The organism is Azospirillum himalayense (genome assembly GCF_042657465.1).
Lineage (GTDB): Bacteria > Pseudomonadota > Alphaproteobacteria > Azospirillales > Azospirillaceae > Azospirillum > Azospirillum himalayense.
Genome location: NZ_JBHSLC010000035.1, coordinates 157,433 through 173,503, shown reverse-complemented (window position 1 = coordinate 173,503; position 16,071 = coordinate 157,433). Strand labels below are relative to the sequence as shown.

The window sequence follows — 16,071 nt, the reverse complement described above, 5'->3', positions numbered from 1 at the left end:
GTCGGGGATATCCTGAACCTGAAGCAGAACCGTCGGGCGGCAGCGGTCAGGCCCCCGACGCACGCACAAACGAGGCGGTCCCGGCCCCCCTCAGGAGGCCGGGTTGGTAATTCGCGCCATACGCGCCATGACCCACGCCGGATGCAGCATCGCGCGGGATATTAGCGGTGTGGGCGGTGCGGTCAAGGCGCGGCGCCTCCGGGCGGCGTCAGTCGAAGCTGGCCTTGCCGCCGTGGGCGGCGGACCAGCCGACCGGGTCGTTCAGGAACTTCTCGACCTCCGACAGGGTGTTCTCGTCGAAGTACTGGTTCTCGCGGGCCACCTTCAGCACGTCCCACCAGGTGCACAGCTCGTGCAGGCGGACGCCGATGCGGTCCATGTTGGTCTTCGACTGCGGGAAGATGCCGTAATGGAAGATCACGAAGCTGTCGGTCACCGTGGCGCCGCCGTTGCGCAGCGCGGTGACGAAGTTCTCCTTGCTCTTGCCGTCGGTGGCAAGGTCCTCGACCAGGATGACCCGCTGCCCCTCGGTCAGCACGCCCTCGATCTGGGCGTTGCGCCCGAAGCCCTTCGGCTTCTTGCGGACATACTGCATGGGCAGCTCCAGCCGCTCGGCGATCCAGGCGGCGAAGGGGATGCCCGCCGTCTCTCCGCCGGCCACCGCGTCGATGCTCTCGTAGCCGATCTCGCGCTCGATGGTCTGGACGGCGAAGTCCATCAGAGCCTTGCGGGCGCGCGGGAAGGACACGATGCGCCGGCAGTCGGTGTAGACCGGGCTCGCCCAGCCGGAGGTGAAGATGAAGGGCGTCTCGGCGTTGAAATGCAGCGCCTTGATTTCCAGCAGGATCTTCGCGGCGGTGGCGGCGATGGTGGCCCGATCACCATTGACAGGGGCGGGCAGGGCGGCGGTGGTCATGGCCTAACGGCTCCCAGGGAGGCTCAAACTGCCCCGTGTGTAGCCCCGCGGCGTGCGAATCGCAATGGCCGGTCCTTGCCGGTCAGCCCAGCCCGTGCCGGTTGGCCGGGATGAAGTCGTCGCCCAGAATCTGGGCGAGGCTGTAGGGGCAATCGGTGGGAAGGGCTTCGGGCGCCACGCCGTCGAACAGCTCCAGAGCCTTGGCCGCCAGCCGGTGCCCCTGCTTCCACGCCTTCGGGAGAAGATCGGGCGCCTTGCGCGCCAGGGTGCCACTGTCCTCCAGCGCGTAGACCGCCCGGCCACGCTGCTCCACGACGCTGAGCATCCATTTGTTGCGTGGTGCCAGGGCCGGTGAATGCTCCAGCTTCAGCAGATGTTCGATGATATGGGTGAGGGCGCTGACCAGCGCGCTTTCCTGGCTGCGGCCCAAGCTCTCGACCTCCTCCGCCAGATTCTCCAGATCCAACTCGGAGTTGACGCGCGTCTCGGCCATGCGACGAAGGGCGGCGGCCTGCTCCAGGGTCCAGGCGTACCAGTCGGTGTCGTAGAGGCGGCCGTCGGGCATGGGACCCTCCCGGTGGAATCCGTCTGTCAGGTTACCCGGAACGCCGTGGGCGGTCCATGGGGCTCACTTCCCCGGCAGCGCCAGCGCGATGCAGCGGGTCAGCACCGGGTTGCCGGTCATCTCGCGGTAGGCCTGGACGATGGCGGGCTCGGCGGCCTTGCACTGCTCCATCGTCTGGAACTCGATGGTGGTCGGGCCGCCTTGGTTCAGGATGAACAATAGGAGGATCACGCGGTCCATGTCGCTCAGCCTTCCGACGGCGGTTCTTGGGCGAGAACGGCGCGGGCCGCCGCGGCGTCCTGGACGATCTGGTCCTTCAGCTCGTTGAAGCTGCCGAACTTGCGCTCCGGCCGCAGGAACTCGATGAGCTGGACGCGCAGATGCTGGCCGTAGAGGTCGCCATCGAAGTCGAGGATGTGGGTCTCCAGCCGCTCCACCGTTCCGCCCACGGTCGGGCGGCGGCCCAGGTTGGCGACGCCGTTGCGCCAGACCGTGCCCGCCCCCTGGTCCACCCCGGTGCGCACCGCGTAGACGCCGAAGGCGGGGCGCAGATAGTCGGCCAGCTCGACGTTGGCGGTGGGGAAGCCGATGGTGCGGCCCTTGTGGTCGCCATGCTCCACGCGGCCCTCGATCTCCCAGGGGGAGCCGAGCAGCCGGGCCGCCTCGCGCGGGTTGCCGGCGACCAGCGCGTCGCGCACGCGGGTGGAGGAATAGACGCTTTCCGCGTCGTCGGACACCGGCCCGACCTCGGTCACGCCGAAGCCGTGGGCCGCACCGGCCTGCCGCAGCAGGGCGGGGTCGCCGCCGCGGCCGTGGCCGAACAGGAAATCGTAGCCGCAGACGACGTGCCGCACGCCCAGCCCGGCCACCAGATCCTCCTGGATGAAGGCGTCGGCGGTCTTGTGCAGGAAGCTCTCGTCGAAATGGCAGACGAACAGCAGGTCGACCCCCAGCGCCTCGATGTGGCGGGCCTTGACGCGGAAGGGCGACAGGCGGAAGGGCGCGTCGTCGGGGCGGAAGACCGAGCGGGGATGCGGCTCGAAGGTCATCACCGCCGAGGGCGCGCCGAGATCGCGGGCGATCCGCTGGGCGGTGGCGATCACCGCCTGATGGCCGCGGTGCACCCCGTCGAAGTTGCCCAGGGCGACGACGGCCCCGTGGGCGTCCTCCGGCAGGTCGGCGGTGTGTCGGAACAATCGCATGCGTCACGCCCTGATGGTCTGCGGGCCGCGGGCGGCCCCCGGAAACGATGGCGGCCCGCCGGGGGCGGGCCATGCCATGGGCGTCTTATATAGACCGGAGCCGGCGCGTGGTCTACGCACCGGCGACCGGCAAGTCATTTCGATCTTTAAAGGCTTGCCTGCAGGATCAGCCGCGCGACGGGACCATCAGCAGGGCCTCGCCCTCGATCACCACCGTCTCGCCGACGGTGCAGACCGTGCGGACGACGGCGCGGCGCTTCTCCGGGATGATCTCGGTGACGGTGGCGCGGGCGGTCACCGTGTCGCCGGCGCGGACCGGCGCCTTGAAGCGCACGGTCTGGCTCATGTAGATGGCGCCCGGGCCCGGCAGCTTGGTGCCCAGAACGGCGGAGATGAAGCTGACGCTCAGCATCCCGTGGGCGATGCGGCCCTGGAACATGGTGCCGCTGGCGTATTCCTGGTTCAGGTGGACCGGGTTGGTGTCGCCGGAGATGCCGGCGAACAGCACGATGTCCGCCTCGGTAACCGTCTTCGCGAAGGACGCCGTCATGCCGACGGTCAAATCCTCGATGCAGTGGCCCTCGTTGTCCTTCAGGACTTGGCGAACATCATCCATACCGCGGTTCCTTTTCATCAAGCACCGGCAGAGCGGCGCGACAACACGTATGGTGCAATGCGATATATGCACTGCAACCACGTGATGGCAACACGACTCGCCTGAAAAAGTGAAAAAACCGCTAACCTCTTTCGAAAGAGGAGGCAGTCGAGGCGTCCTGCCTATTTCCTCCGGTCCGGCGATTTCAGTTCCGTGACAGTAAAACTCCGGAGCGGCTCCAGTTGATATGTACACTGACAATTCGCCCTGCTGCACCGCGGAATGCGTGCCGACTCGGGGGCGGACAGCTTGACTTCCCGCCGCCGCGGCCAACCGTCACCTCTCATCCCCCGAACCGCGATGGAATCCGACCCATGCCCCACCGCTTCGCGCTGGTCACCGGCGGCACCTCCGGCATCGGCGCCGGCTTCACCCGCGCCTTGCCCGTCGACACCGGCCTCCTGCTGGCCGCCCGCAACGCCGAGGCCCTCAACACCGCCAAGACGGAGTTGGAGGCCGCCGGACGCCGGGTGGAGGTGCTGGCCACCGACCTGACCACCGACGCGGGGCGGAACGCCCTGATCCAGAAGGCGGAGACGCTGGAGATCGACCTGCTCATCAACAACGCCGGGTCCGGCGCCTTCGGGCCGGTGCTCGACAACACCCCGGAGGCGGAGCGGGCGACGGTGGAGCTGAACGTGGTGGCGACCACGGTGCTGACCCGCGCGCTGCTGCCCGGCATGATCGAACGGGCCGCCCGCGACGGGCGGCGGGCCGGGCTGATCCTGCTGTCGAGCACGGCGGCCTTCCAGCCGATCCCGTTTCTCGGGACTTACTGCGCCAGCAAGAGCTTCGTCCTGGCCTATGGCGAGGCGCTGGCGACGGAGCTGAAGCGCATGCCGGTGGATGTGCTGGTGCTGTGCCCCGGCGCCACCCGCACCGCCTTCGGCAAGCGGGCGGGCTTCGCCCTGAACGCCCTGCCGGGGGCGGCCGATCCGCTGGACGTGGCGCGGGAGGGGTTGCAGGCGCTGGGGCGCCGCACGGTGCATGTGCATGGCTTCGGCACCCGCAACATGCTGCGCCCCTTCCTGTGGTCGCGCCACGCGGCGTCGGACGGGCTGGGCGCGCTGCTGGCCGCCTTCGACCGCGGCCAGCGCGCGCGCAGGACCGTCCGTCCGCCGCGCGGAGGGGCTTAGCGGTCGGACCCCGACCCGCTCTGCCGGTCGGTGCGGGACGAACCGGCCCCGGACGACCCGGACAGAGCGGCGCCGTTGCCCTTCCTCTGGGAGCCCGGCTGCTCCGCCACCTGGGTCTGGTCGGCCTTCTCGGCCTTGGCCTCGACCTTCTCCTTCACGGCTTCGGTCGGCTGTTCGGAGGGCTTGGCCTCGACGCGGACCGGGGCCACGCCGTCGTCGATCATGTCGAGCTGCTTGGCGGCCTTCTTCGACAGGTCGATGACCCGCCCGTCCACATAGGGGCCGCGGTCGTTGACGATGACGTCGACGCTCTTGCCGTTGTCCTGGTTGGTCACAGTGACCTTGCTGCCCAGCGGCAGCTCGCGCGAGGCGGCGGTCGGCTTGTTCTGGTCGAAGCGCTCGCCGCTGGCCGTCTTCTTGCCGTGGAACGAGCCGCCGTAGAAGGACGCCTCGCCCTCATGGACGATCACCGGCTCGCCCTCGTCCGTGCGCTCCACGGCGATCGGCGGCACCGACGCGTCCTTGGGGCTCTGCGATTTGGATGAGGGCTGGGCCTGGGCGACGGCCATGGGGGACAGGGTCAGAGACAGGGCGCAGAGCGCCATCGACAGTTTACGCGCCATGTGCATTCGAATGTACCTCCCATTGGACCTCGACAACACCCGTGGGAGGACGGGGGTTCCACCGGATGGCCGCCTCCGTGCCGTGGGCTGGACCCGCCCGGCCCGATGATGCTTCAATCGTTCGGGCAACAATGGAGCGCGCAGGAATGGCAGTGACCGTGGCGGATCTGGGTGTTGAGCCACGGTTCGGCTGGGTGACGATGGCGGACGGGACCCGGTTGCGCACCGCCCATTGGACGGCCACCAAAGCCCCGCCGCGCGGCACCGCGCTGCTGCTGACCGGCCGGGCGGAGTTCATCGAGAAATACGCCGAGACGGCGGGTGCGATGCTCGCCCGCGGCTTCGAGGTCTTCTCCTTCGACTGGCGCAACCAGGGCCTGTCCGACCGGCCGCTGCCCAACCCCCAGATCCATCACCTGGACAGCTTCGACACGCTGGCCGGCGATCTCGACGAAGTGGTGGATCAGATGGTTAGGCCGCGGCAGCACGGGCCGCTGCTGCTGGTCGCCCACAGCATGGGCGGGCTGGTCGCGCTGATGGCGCTGCTGCGCAACCCGGCCCTGTACGACGCGGCGGTGCTGACGGCCCCGATGTTCGACATTTTCACCGGTCCGGTGCCGCGCCGCATGGCGGTCTGGCTGGCCGAACGCCTGTGCGCCCGCGGGCGGGCCGCCGAATACGCCTTCGGCCAGCACGATTATGACCCGGTGGAGGGGCTGTTCACCCCGGTCAACCCCATCACCTCCGACCCCCGCCGCTACGCCACCTACCACGACGCCTTCCGCGACCGGCCCGAGCTGCGGGTGGGCGGGGTCAGCTTCGGCTGGGTGCGTGCGGCCCTGCGCGCCGCCGACCACATCCGCTTCACCGCACCGCTGGAGCGGGTGACGACGCCGATCCTGCTGCTGAGCGCCCCCGCCGACGCCATCGTCCGCTCGGAGTCGCACCGGCTTGCCGCCGCCCGGCTGGGCAACGTCGTGCTGAAGGAACATGCCGACGCCAAGCACGAGCTGCTGATGGAACGCGACGACATCCGCGACCGGGTGTGGGCGGACATCGACGCGTTCCTCGCCGCCCTGCATCTATAAACGGGGCATCTGTAGGCCGGGCTGTGCTAGATCCTTGGCGCGGGCGCCCGCGCGCCCACTTTTATGTTCAAGGGTCTGCCTTCCATGTCCGATTTCTGGAAAGAGTCCGGTTTCCATCTGCTGACGCGCGATGCCGACGGCTGGCTGGCGGTCACGCCGGACTTCCTGCGCGCCTATCTGATGCGGCCGGAGATGCGCCCGCCCGAGGACGCCTGCGAGACCGAGCACACGCTGTTCGCCGGACTGCTCGATGATCCCGCCCGCCCCGTCCCGCCGGGCATGGTGGAGGCGCTGGCCGATGCGGACGCGCGGGAAAACTGGGCGGTCTGGCTGGGTTTCCGCGACCGGCTGCTCGCCGCCGGCACGGTCGAGGGCTGCTACCTCCGCCTGTTCCGCGAGGGCGCGCGGGGTGTGCCGGGGCTTTTCATCGACCAGATGGCCCATGTGATTCTGCGCAACGTCCTGGACGGCACGCCGTCGGGCCTGCGGGCGCGGGCGGGGGAGCTGTTCTTCCGGCCCCAGACCGTGTCGGTGGACGACGGGCGTGTCCGGTTGGCCGACAGCGAGACGGTGGAGATGCTGGCCGCGACCGGCGGCTTCGGCAGCCTGGGCCGGCTGGTGGTGGAGGCCGGGACCGCCCCGCGCTCCGTCGATCTCGACATCCTCGACGAGACCAACCATTCCCGCTATTGGGAGCGCGATTCGCGGCACGACACCGTGCTGGACATCACCTTCGCCGCGGCCGGGCTGGACGCGCTGTGCCGCGTTCTGGAGGGCTGGGTGCGGCATTTCCTGGGGGTGGCGGTGTCGATCCATCCCGTGCAGCGGATCAGCGACGAGCGCTGGGTCTGGCATGTCGGGCTGGACGGGGAGGCCACGGCGATCCTCAACGACCTCTACAACGGGGCCGAGGTGGGGGAGGAACGGCTGGCCCGCATCCTGTCGCTGTTCCGGCTGGAGTTCGCCGATCCGGCGGCCATGCGCGCCGACATCGCCGGGCGGCCCGTCTATCTGGCCCTGGCGATGACCGCCGACCGCAAGCTGCGCCTGAAGCCGCAGAATCTGCTGGTCAACCTGCCGCTGGCGCCGACGAACTGACCGGCTACCCTATAACCATAATTTCAGTGTGACTATCTGCCGCCCCGGCGGCTGGTGGGCGGCGGCTTATAAGGATGTTTCCTGAAGGGGGAAACGTCATGCAATTAAACACAACGCAGCCGAAGACGATGAAGCCGAACCTTGCCGACCCGCGTTGGGAGACGATGGCGTGGCAGGACGGCTTCGGCGTCGGGAACGCCGTGATCGACGCCGACCACAAGCGCCTGTTCGAGCTGTTCAACGAATTCGTCACCGCGGTGAACGAGTTCCGCGCCGACAGCGAGATCCAGGACGTGCTGGGGGAGTTGCTCGACTACACCGACACCCATTTCGACCGGGAAGAGACGCTGATGCGCGAGCACGGCTATCCCGATTACGCCGCCCACAAGGCGCTGCACGACAGCTTCGTCCGCCAGTTGCACGACGTGAACAGCGCGTTGGATGCGGGTGGGGAGAAAGGCGCCTTCGTGCTCGGCTTTCTCGCCAAATGGCTGTCCGGCCATATCCTGGGCGTGGACACCAAGCTGGGTGCCTACCTGCGCGAGCGCGGGGTGGAGGCGTAAAAGGCAAAGCCCCTCTCCCACGGCGGGAGAGGGGCGCTGTCCCCTGATGATTACTGCTTGTTCGACTCGCCGCTGTGCTTCGGGCCGCGGTTCAGCGAGGTCATGCTGTCGCTGTACTGGAACTCCGGCATGTCGCGCACGCTCGCCTGGGTGACGTCGCGCAGCGTGATCGGGCCGTTGCCCGGAAGCACGTCTGCCAGCGCGATGTCCGCGGCGATCTCCTTGCCGCCGATGCCGAGGAAGCCGCCGCTCTGGATCACCAGGAGCTGGGCGTTGCCGTCCGGGCCGAGGATCACGTCGGTCACCTTGCCGACCTTCTCGCCGTCGGCGCCGATCACCGTGCGGCTCATCAGATGCTCGACGCTGGCGCTGCCGGTGGTGCCGGCCGGCCGGGCGCTCTGGCCCTGGTCCATGATGACCGAGTTCGGGGCCTGGGCGCCCGGGGTTTGGGCCGAACCGCCGGTGCCGGTCTGGGCCACCGCGGCGCCGGTCGTCAGCGCCAGGGCGGACAGGGTCGCGATCACCGTCTTGTGCATGGAAGGTCTCCTCGTTGCACGAAACCGACCCTTCCAACCGGAGGGAGCGGGAAAGGTCACGCGGGGTCGCCTGTGACATTGTAGGGCGACTCGGGACGCCGTCCCGGTGCCTCGCCGGGGGACCGGTCCAGCAGGCAAAAGTGGGATTGCGGGCGGCGGGCGGGAGAAGGGCGTACCGCCGATTCGCCTCCCGTGACTCCTGGGGTCGGAGGGGCCCGGCAACCCCGTGAAAGTGACGGATTCCTTACAGAAACCGGGCGCCGGAGGCTTGCTGCCGGGGACTAGATATGGGGGTGTGCGGATTTTTTCCGGGAACCGGCGGCGGCTTGGTCCGTTGACATGACGCGCCATATCTAGGAGGTAGCCCCGCGTCAAGCACACAATATCTTGGGCCGGCTCTTGCTTGACCCAAAGCTTGAGGCTAGGATGCGCACCAACATACAGGGTGTTGCGTTCGTCAGCCAGCGCGAGCTGCGCCGCACGGAGCGCGACACCTTTGTTCGCCAGCCAGAGGGAGCACGAGTCACATGCGGGTCCAGCGTCGTTTCACGAAAGAGGGTCAGGATGCTTACGCCGCTCTCGGCTTCCGCCGCACGACGAGCGAGATCCGCAACCCCGACGGCTCTGTGGTCTTCCAGCAGACGGACATCGAGGTTCCGGACAATTACAGCCAGGTCGCCAGCGACATCCTGGCCCAGAAGTATTTCCGCAAGGCCGGCGTTCCGGTCGCCCTGAAGGCGGTCGAGGAGAACACCGTCCCGTCCTGGCTGTGGCGCAAGACCGCCGATGAATCGGCTCTGGCAGCGCTGCCGAAGGAGAAGCGCTACTCCGGTGAGAAGTCGGCCAAGCAGGTCTTCGACCGTCTGGCCGGCACCTGGACCTATTGGGGCTGGAAGGGCGGCTATTTCGACACCGAGGCCGACGCCCGCGCCTTCTTCGACGAGATGCGCTTCATGCTGGCCGCCCAGATGGCGGCCCCGAACAGCCCGCAGTGGTTCAACACCGGCCTGCACTGGGCCTACGGCATCGACGGCCCGAGCCAGGGCCATTTCTACGTCGATTTCAAGACCGGCCTGCTGACCTCCTCCGCCTCGGCCTACGAGCACCCGCAGCCGCACGCCTGCTTCATCCAGTCCGTCGCCGACGATCTGGTGAACGAGGGCGGCATCATGGACCTGTGGGTCCGCGAGGCGCGTCTGTTCAAGTACGGCTCGGGCACCGGCTCCAACTTCTCCCGCCTGCGCGGCGAGGGTGAGAAGCTGGCCGGCGGCGGCAAGTCGTCGGGCCTGATGAGCTTCCTGAAGATCGGCGACCGCGCGGCGGGCGCCATCAAGTCGGGCGGCACCACCCGCCGTGCCGCCAAGATGGTCACGGTGGACATGGACCACCCGGACATCGAGGCCTACATCGACTGGAAGGTGACCGAGGAGCAGAAGGTCGCCGCCCTCGTCACCGGCTCCAAGATCTGCCGCGAGCACCTGACCGCCATCATGGCCGCCGCCCAGGACGGCCAGGACCCGAAGGTCAACAAGGAGCTGAAGAAGGCCATCGTCGCCGCCCGCAAGGCGCAGGTGCCGGAGAACTACGTCCAGCGCGTGATCCAGTTCGCCGGCCAGGGCTTCACCAGCATCGAGTTCAAGACCTACAACACCGATTGGGACTCGGACGCCTACCTGACGGTGGCCGGCCAGAACTCCAACAACTCGGTGCGCATCTCCGACGACTTCATCCAGGCCGTCCTGAACGACGACGAGTGGAAGCTGATCCGCCGCACCGACGGCACGGTCCATCGCACGCTCCGCGCCCGCGACCTGTGGGACAAGGTCGGCTACGCCGCCTGGGCCTGCGCCGATCCGGGCGTGCAGTTCGACACCACGATCAACGACTGGCACACCTGCCCGGCCTCGGGGCGCATCAACGCCTCGAACCCGTGCTCGGAGTACATGTTCCTCGACGACACGGCCTGCAACCTCGCCTCGCTGAACCTGATGTCGTTCCGTCTGAAGGACGGTTCCTTCGACGTCGAGGCGTTCGAGCACGCCTGCCGCCTGTGGACCATGGTGCTGGAAATCTCCGTGCTGATGGCGCAGTTCCCGTCCAAGGAAATCGCCCAGCTGTCCTACGAGTTCCGCACGCTGGGCCTGGGCTTCGCCAACCTCGGCGGCCTGCTGATGTCCTCCGGCCTGCCCTACGACTCGGCGGAAGGCCGCGCCTACTGCGCCGCCATCTCCGCGGTGATGACCGGCGTCGCCTACGCCACTTCCGCCGAGATGGCGCAGGAGCTGGGCGCCTTCCCGGCCTATGAGCAGAACCGCGACCACATGCTGCGGGTCATCCGCAACCACCGCCGCGCCGCCTGTGGCGAGATGGAGGGTTACGAGGGCCTGTCGGTCAAGCCGGTGCCCTTCGTCGCCGACGAGTGCCCGGAGCAGGAACTGGCGATGGCCGCCGTCCGCGCCTGGGACATGGCGCTGGAACTGGGCGAGCAGCACGGCTTCCGCAACGCCCAGGCCACGGTGGTCGCCCCGACCGGCACCATCGGCCTGGTCATGGATTGCGACACCACGGGCATCGAGCCGGACTTCGCGCTGGTGAAGTTCAAGAAGCTGGCCGGCGGCGGCTACTTCAAGATCGTGAACCGTCTGGTGCCGGAGGCCCTGCGCACGCTGGGCTACACCGCCGACCAGATCGCCGCGATCGAGCGTTACGCGGTTGGCCACGGCACGCTGAAGGGCGCGCCGGGCGTCAACCACGAGACCCTGACGGCCAAGGGCTTCCCGGCCGAGGTGCTGGAGAAGCTGGAGGGCAACCTCGCCACCGCCTTCGACATCAAGTTCGCCTTCAACCGCTGGACGGTCGGCGCCGACGTCATCGTCGACACGCTGGGCATCCCCGCCGAGCAGATGGACGCGCCGGGCTTCGACCTGCTGACCGCTCTCGGCTTCACCAAGGCCGAGCTTGAGGCGGCGAACACCTTCTGCTGCGGCGCCATGACGCTGGAAGGCGCGCCCTTCCTGAAGGACGAGCATCTGCCGGTGTTCGACTGCGCCAACCCCTGCGGCCGCATCGGCAAGCGCTTCCTGTCCTGGGAATCGCACATCACCATGATGGCCGCCTCGCAGCCCTTCATCTCCGGCGCCATCTCCAAGACCATCAACATGCCGAACACGGCGACGGTCGAGGAGTGCAAGGACGCCTACCTGCTGTCCTGGCGCCTGGGCATCAAGGCCAACGCGCTGTACCGCGACGGCTCCAAGCTGAGCCAGCCGCTCTCCGCCGCCCTGCTGGACGACGAGGAGGACGCGGTCGAGGAGATCGTCGAGGCGGCGAACGCGGCCCGCACCCAGATGGTGTCCGAGCGCATCGTCGAGAAGGTCGTGGAGCGCATCATCGAGCGCAAGCGCACCGAGCGCGAGCGCCTGCCGCACCGCCGCAAGGGCTACACCCAGAAGGCGACCGTCGGCGGCCACAAGATCTACCTGCGCACCGGCGAATATGAGGACGGCCGCATCGGCGAGATCTTCATCGACATGCACAAGGAGGGCGCCGCCTTCCGCTCGCTGATGAACAACTTCGCCATCGCGGTGTCGATCGGCCTGCAGTACGGCGTGCCGCTGGAAGAGTTCGTGGAGGCCTTCACCTTCACCCGCTTCGAGCCGTCGGGCATGGTGACCGGCAACGACACCATCAAGATGGCGACCTCGGTCATCGACTACATCTTCCGCGAAATCGCCATCTCCTACCTGGGCCGCACCGATCTGGCGCACGCCACGCCGGAGGATCTGGTGCCCTTCACGGTCGGCAGCGGCGACAAGCAGGGCGACCTGCCGGAGACCGGCGCGGTCCAGCCGTCGGACATCGTCCGCAAGGTCGCGTCCACCGGCTATGTCCGTAACAACCTGCGCGTCCTGAACGGCGGGCAGACCCAGCGGGCGTCCGCCGCGGCGGCCTTGGCCGCCACCGGCGCCGCGGTCCAGGCCACGGCGTCCGCCGCCCACGCGGCGGTGGCCTCCAGCCCGGCGGTCGGCGCCGCGGTGGTCCATGCCGGCGGCACGGCCCCGGTCGGCGGCACCACCGGCACGGCCTACGGCGGCAGCAACGGCGACCAGCGCTACGACCGCATCCGCGAGGCCCGCGCCCGCGGCTACGAGGGGGATCAGTGCGGGGAGTGCGGCAACATGACGCTTGTCCGCAACGGCACCTGCCTGAAGTGCGACACCTGCGGCTCCACCACGGGCTGCAGCTGAGGCCAGCCGGTTCCATCCCCGGCATGGCATGGAAAAGGGGAGGTCTTCGGACCTCCCCTTTTCCATGCGCGCCCTTTTTCATGCGGGCTGCCGTGAACGCACGCTCCGGCGGGAGCGGGACGGGATCAGACCGGGATGTTGGGGAAGACGCGGCCGGACAGCTGGGCGTCGGCCAGCTCCGCCGGGACGGCGTCGCGCTCCTTCAGCCAGCGGGCGAACTGGCGGTCGGCGGAGTTGATGTGCAGCATCAGCCATTGCGGCAGGAAGGCCGCCAGATACTCGGCAATGTTCTCCTCCGGCACGTTGCCGGTGGTGAAGGCGTGCAGCTGCTCCCAGGCCAGGGAATGCTGGACCAGATGGTCGGCCAGGAAGGGATAGCCGGCCTCCTCCATCACCTTCTGCTCGCTCGCGAAGTGAATCTCCGTATAGACCACCGCATCGGCCAGCGTCCGATAGACCTCCTCGCGGGAGCGGCCTTCGGCGACGGCGACATGGAACGCCTGGACCAGTTCGATCCAATGCTTGTGCTGCTCGTCGATGTGCTCGACGCCCAACGCAAGATCGTCGCTCCAGACGAGATCCTGAAAATTCTCGGTGGGCATGTCCATGATCGCGGTGACTCGGCTTAAAGTGGTGAAAGCTTGGGCATCATAAACACGGTCGTATGTGCATCAATGGTTTGAATTGAGATAAATTGTCGCGGTTTCGGCGATGATCCCGAACGCGCGCCAAGGGTCTGCGTCCTTGCCGGACGCCGGGCGCGGGTCAATATGCGGGCCTGTGACGACACAGCCGACGGGATGCGCCATGCGACGTGCCATGAACCGCCGCCTCCGCCTTTTGCCGCTGCTCGCCCTGCTGGCGCTGCCGCCGTTCCAGGTCGCGAACGCCCAGAATGCACCGGCTCCAGACGCACCGGCCCAGACGGAGCAGACCCAGAGCGCGCCGAAGCCGGCGGAGCGGACCGGCGGCGGGTTCGACGCCCAGCGCAGCGAGACCAGGCACCAGCTGCCCTTGCCGTCCGGACCGCTCGCCTACACGGCGGTGGCGGAGTTCCTGCCCCTGCGCGACGGTCCGCGCGAGGAGGTGGCGGCCCGTGTCTTCACCGTCACCTACACCCTGGATGGGGCGTCCCGCGGCCAGCGGCCGGTCGCCTTCGTGTTCAACGGCGGCCCCGGAGCGTCCTCGGCCTACCTGCATCTGGGCGCCCTGGGGCCGAAGGTGGTCGGCTTCAACGACGACGGGTCGCTGACCCGGCCGCCGGCCCCGCTGCTCGACAACCCGGACAGTTGGCTGGCCTTCACCGATCTGGTCTTCGTCGATCCGGTCGGCACCGGCTACAGCCGGAGCATACGGCGTGACGGTGGAAAGGAGGAGGGCGAGCGGCGGGACGAGGACCCCGGCAAGCGCTTCTGGTCGGTCGACGCCGACAGCCGGGCCATGGCGGAGATCGTCCGGCTCTGGCTGACCCGCAACGGGCGCTGGGAGTCGCCGAAATTCCTGGTGGGGGAAAGCTATGGCGGTTTCCGCATCGCCAAGATGGCCAACCGGCTGATCGACGACACCGGCATCGCGGTCAACGGGCTGATCATGGTGTCGCCGGTCGTCGATTTCGCCACCATCCGCGGCGGTGACGGGCTTCTGGTGCCGGCGCTGCGGCTCCCCGCCTACGCGGCCTCCGCCGCCGCCAACGGTCTGGTTGCCGGCACGCCGGAGCAGGCGGCGGAGGCGGCCGAGCGCTACGCCTTCACCGGCTACCTCACCGGGCTGGCCGGGCTGGACTATCGCCGGGCCGGCGCGGCGCAGGGCTTCTTCGCCGAGGTGGCGCGGACCACCGGCCTGCCGGAGGAACTGGTCACCCGCTTCCGCGGCGCGATCCCCACCGACGTCTTCGCCCGCGAGCTGCTGCGCGGGCGGGGGCGGGTGGCCAGCGTCTATGACGGCACCTTCACCGCCGCGGACCCCGACCCGTCGGCGGCGCGTCTGTCCTTCGATCCCTTCCTGAAGGGCACGGTGCCGACCTACACCACCGCCTTCGCCGCCTTCGCCCACGAGTGGCTGGGCGTGCGGACGGAGGTGCCGTTCGACCTGCTCAGCGACCGGGTGAACCGGGGCTGGGAATGGCCGCGCTCCGGCCAGCCCAGCGCGGTGGACGATCTCCAGGCCGCCCTGACCCTGCAGCCCGCGTTGAGGGTGCTGATCGCCCATGGGCGCACCGACCTCATCACCCCCTACATGGCGTCGCGCTGGGTGGCGTCCCGCCTGGAACTGCCGGAGGGGCAGGCCGACCGGGTGGCCGTGACGGTCTATGAGGGCGGTCACATGATGTACACCCGCGCGCCCGAGCGCGCGAAGCTGGCCGCCGACGCGCGGGCCCTGGTCGAGGCCGCCTTGCGGTAAGGACAGCGGTCGGACGAAAGAAAACAGGCGCCCCGGTTGGGGCGCCTGCTGCGCAATGCCTTGCCTCGGCCTGTGGTCGCCGGCTGGACCCAGCCGGTTAGAACAGACGCAGGATCGACTGCTGCGACTGGTTGGCCAGCGAGAGGGCGATGGTGCCGAGCTGCTGACGGGTCTGCAGCATCAGCAGGCTCGCGCCTTCCTCGTTCTGGTCGGCCAGCGTCAGCTTGTTGGCGCCTTCGACCAGCACGTCGCTGAATTCCTTGGTGAAGGTTTCGCGGGTCGTGATGATGTTCAGGTTGGTCGACAGCGTCTGCGAGGCCGAACGCAGGGTCTGCTTCGCATAGTCGATGCTGGCGACCGCCTTGTCGATGTCGGCACGATCGGTCCAGTCGTTCTGCGCGTAGTCCAGACGCAGGCCCTGGCCGCTGGTGGTCAGGTTCTGGGACTGCACCGTGATCGCGTTGGTGTTGCGCTCGTTGAGCTGCACCGTCAGATCGTTCGAGGTGTTGGCGTCGGTCACCTGCACCGAGACCAGGTTGGCCGCCGAGTTGGCCGCCGCCGCCTGCTTGATGCTCTTCTGGTCGACGTTGAAGCGCACCGTGCCGGTGTCGAACGCGAAGGCGTTCTCACCTTCCGACAGCTTGCCCTCGCCGCGATTGGCCATGCCGTCGCGGGTCACCGTGGCGCCGTTCAGGTTGCTGACCTGGATCTGGATGTCGACCTTCTTCTCGATGGTCGAGATGCCGTTGCCGTTGTTGGCGGCCTGCTCCAGCAGGTTGCGGTCCACCGTGAAGGACACGATGGTGCCCGACGCGAAGCTCTCGGAGATGCGCTTGGTCAGGGCGTTCTCGGCCGTCGCCTTGACGGTCATCTCGCGGGCGGCGTTGCTCGTCGTCGCGCCCGACAGCGTGATCGTGCCGGTCGTGCTGGTCGTGACGGTCTGGACGTCCTTGCCGCTGAGGCGGCCGTTGGCGCCCAGCGCGTTGTTGATCGACGCCTTCAGCTGGTTGGCGATGTTGACGCGGGCGGTCTGGCCGATCGA

The 16,071-nt window shown here is 68.4% G+C and carries 15 protein-coding genes and 1 pseudogene; 6 read left to right on the top strand and 10 right to left on the bottom strand.

Annotated features, from left to right (window positions below):
- Positions 1-208 precede the first annotated feature (208 nt).
- The 5 genes from ACFPMG_RS17435 to ACFPMG_RS17415 form a co-directional block, all read right to left on the bottom strand.
- Positions 209-916: an orotate phosphoribosyltransferase gene (locus ACFPMG_RS17435; protein WP_376996386.1), complete on the bottom strand. Its 708-nt coding sequence runs from the start codon at positions 914-916 to the stop codon at positions 209-211.
- An 82-nt stretch (positions 917-998) separates the two neighbouring features.
- A complete protein-coding gene (locus ACFPMG_RS17430; RefSeq protein ID WP_376996385.1) occupies positions 999-1,481 on the bottom strand; it encodes a DUF29 domain-containing protein in 483 nt (160 codons plus the stop codon).
- Positions 1,482-1,544: 63 nt separating this feature from the next.
- On the bottom strand, positions 1,545-1,721 hold the full coding sequence (locus ACFPMG_RS17425) for a hypothetical protein (protein WP_014239676.1): 177 nt from the start codon (positions 1,719-1,721) through the stop codon (positions 1,545-1,547).
- A 5-nt stretch (positions 1,722-1,726) separates the two neighbouring features.
- Positions 1,727-2,683 (bottom strand): bifunctional riboflavin kinase/FAD synthetase, encoded by a 957-nt coding sequence (locus tag ACFPMG_RS17420; protein WP_376996384.1) that lies wholly within the window; start codon positions 2,681-2,683, stop codon positions 1,727-1,729.
- Between the two features lie 166 nt (positions 2,684-2,849).
- Complete coding sequence (locus tag ACFPMG_RS17415) at positions 2,850-3,299, bottom strand: MaoC family dehydratase (protein WP_014239679.1); 450 nt, start codon at positions 3,297-3,299, stop codon at positions 2,850-2,852.
- Positions 3,300-3,652: 353 nt separating this feature from the next.
- On the opposite strand from ACFPMG_RS17415, the gene ACFPMG_RS17410 reads away from it, so the two are divergent.
- Positions 3,653-4,474, top strand: a complete 822-nt coding sequence (locus ACFPMG_RS17410; protein ID WP_376996383.1) for an SDR family NAD(P)-dependent oxidoreductase — start codon at positions 3,653-3,655, stop codon at positions 4,472-4,474.
- Here ACFPMG_RS17410 and ACFPMG_RS17405 read toward each other — a convergent pair.
- Positions 4,471-5,103 (bottom strand): septal ring lytic transglycosylase RlpA family protein, encoded by a 633-nt coding sequence (locus tag ACFPMG_RS17405; RefSeq protein WP_376996382.1) that lies wholly within the window; start codon positions 5,101-5,103, stop codon positions 4,471-4,473. The genes ACFPMG_RS17410 and ACFPMG_RS17405 overlap by 4 nt on opposite strands.
- A gap of 140 nt (positions 5,104-5,243) precedes the next feature.
- Here ACFPMG_RS17405 and ACFPMG_RS17400 point away from each other — a divergent pair, with 140 nt between their 5' ends.
- The 3 genes from ACFPMG_RS17400 (at position 5,244) to ACFPMG_RS17390 (ending at position 7,846) form a co-directional block, all read left to right on the top strand.
- A complete protein-coding gene (locus ACFPMG_RS17400) occupies positions 5,244-6,185 on the top strand; it encodes an alpha/beta fold hydrolase (RefSeq protein WP_376996381.1) in 942 nt (313 codons plus the stop codon).
- 84 nt (positions 6,186-6,269) lie between these two features.
- Positions 6,270-7,283 carry a DUF6352 family protein gene (locus ACFPMG_RS17395; protein ID WP_376996380.1) on the top strand — a complete coding sequence of 338 codons (1,014 nt, stop codon included), beginning with the start codon at positions 6,270-6,272 and terminating at the stop codon, positions 7,281-7,283.
- Positions 7,284-7,381: 98 nt separating this feature from the next.
- Positions 7,382-7,846, top strand: a complete 465-nt coding sequence (locus tag ACFPMG_RS17390; protein WP_376996379.1) for a bacteriohemerythrin — start codon at positions 7,382-7,384, stop codon at positions 7,844-7,846.
- Positions 7,847-7,896: 50 nt separating this feature from the next.
- Here ACFPMG_RS17390 and ACFPMG_RS17385 read toward each other — a convergent pair whose 3' ends face one another.
- Positions 7,897-8,382 carry a PRC-barrel domain-containing protein gene (locus ACFPMG_RS17385; protein ID WP_376996378.1) on the bottom strand — a complete coding sequence of 162 codons (486 nt, stop codon included), beginning with the start codon at positions 8,380-8,382 and terminating at the stop codon, positions 7,897-7,899.
- 527 nt (positions 8,383-8,909) lie between these two features.
- On the opposite strand from ACFPMG_RS17385, the gene ACFPMG_RS17380 reads away from it, so the two are divergent.
- A complete protein-coding gene (locus tag ACFPMG_RS17380) occupies positions 8,910-12,629 on the top strand; it encodes a vitamin B12-dependent ribonucleotide reductase (RefSeq protein ID WP_376996377.1) in 3,720 nt (1,239 codons plus the stop codon).
- A gap of 125 nt (positions 12,630-12,754) precedes the next feature.
- Here the strand turns inward: ACFPMG_RS17380 and ACFPMG_RS17375 are convergent, their stop codons facing one another.
- Both ACFPMG_RS17375 and ACFPMG_RS17370 read right to left on the bottom strand, forming a co-directional pair.
- On the bottom strand, positions 12,755-13,237 hold the full coding sequence (locus ACFPMG_RS17375) for a bacteriohemerythrin (RefSeq protein ID WP_376996376.1): 483 nt from the start codon (positions 13,235-13,237) through the stop codon (positions 12,755-12,757).
- Between the two features lie 63 nt (positions 13,238-13,300).
- On the bottom strand, positions 13,301-13,450 hold the full coding sequence (locus ACFPMG_RS17370) for a hypothetical protein (RefSeq protein ID WP_376996375.1): 150 nt from the start codon (positions 13,448-13,450) through the stop codon (positions 13,301-13,303).
- On the opposite strand from ACFPMG_RS17370, the gene ACFPMG_RS17365 reads away from it, so the two are divergent.
- Positions 13,449-15,029: a S10 family peptidase gene (locus ACFPMG_RS17365; protein WP_376996374.1), complete on the top strand. Its 1,581-nt coding sequence runs from the start codon at positions 13,449-13,451 to the stop codon at positions 15,027-15,029. The two genes, ACFPMG_RS17370 and ACFPMG_RS17365, sit on opposite strands and share 2 nt — an antisense overlap.
- Before the next feature lie 97 nt (positions 15,030-15,126).
- On the opposite strand, the pseudogene ACFPMG_RS17360 reads toward ACFPMG_RS17365, so the two are convergent.
- Positions 15,127-16,071, bottom strand: a pseudogene (locus ACFPMG_RS17360) (flagellin N-terminal helical domain-containing protein); the annotation flags it as partial.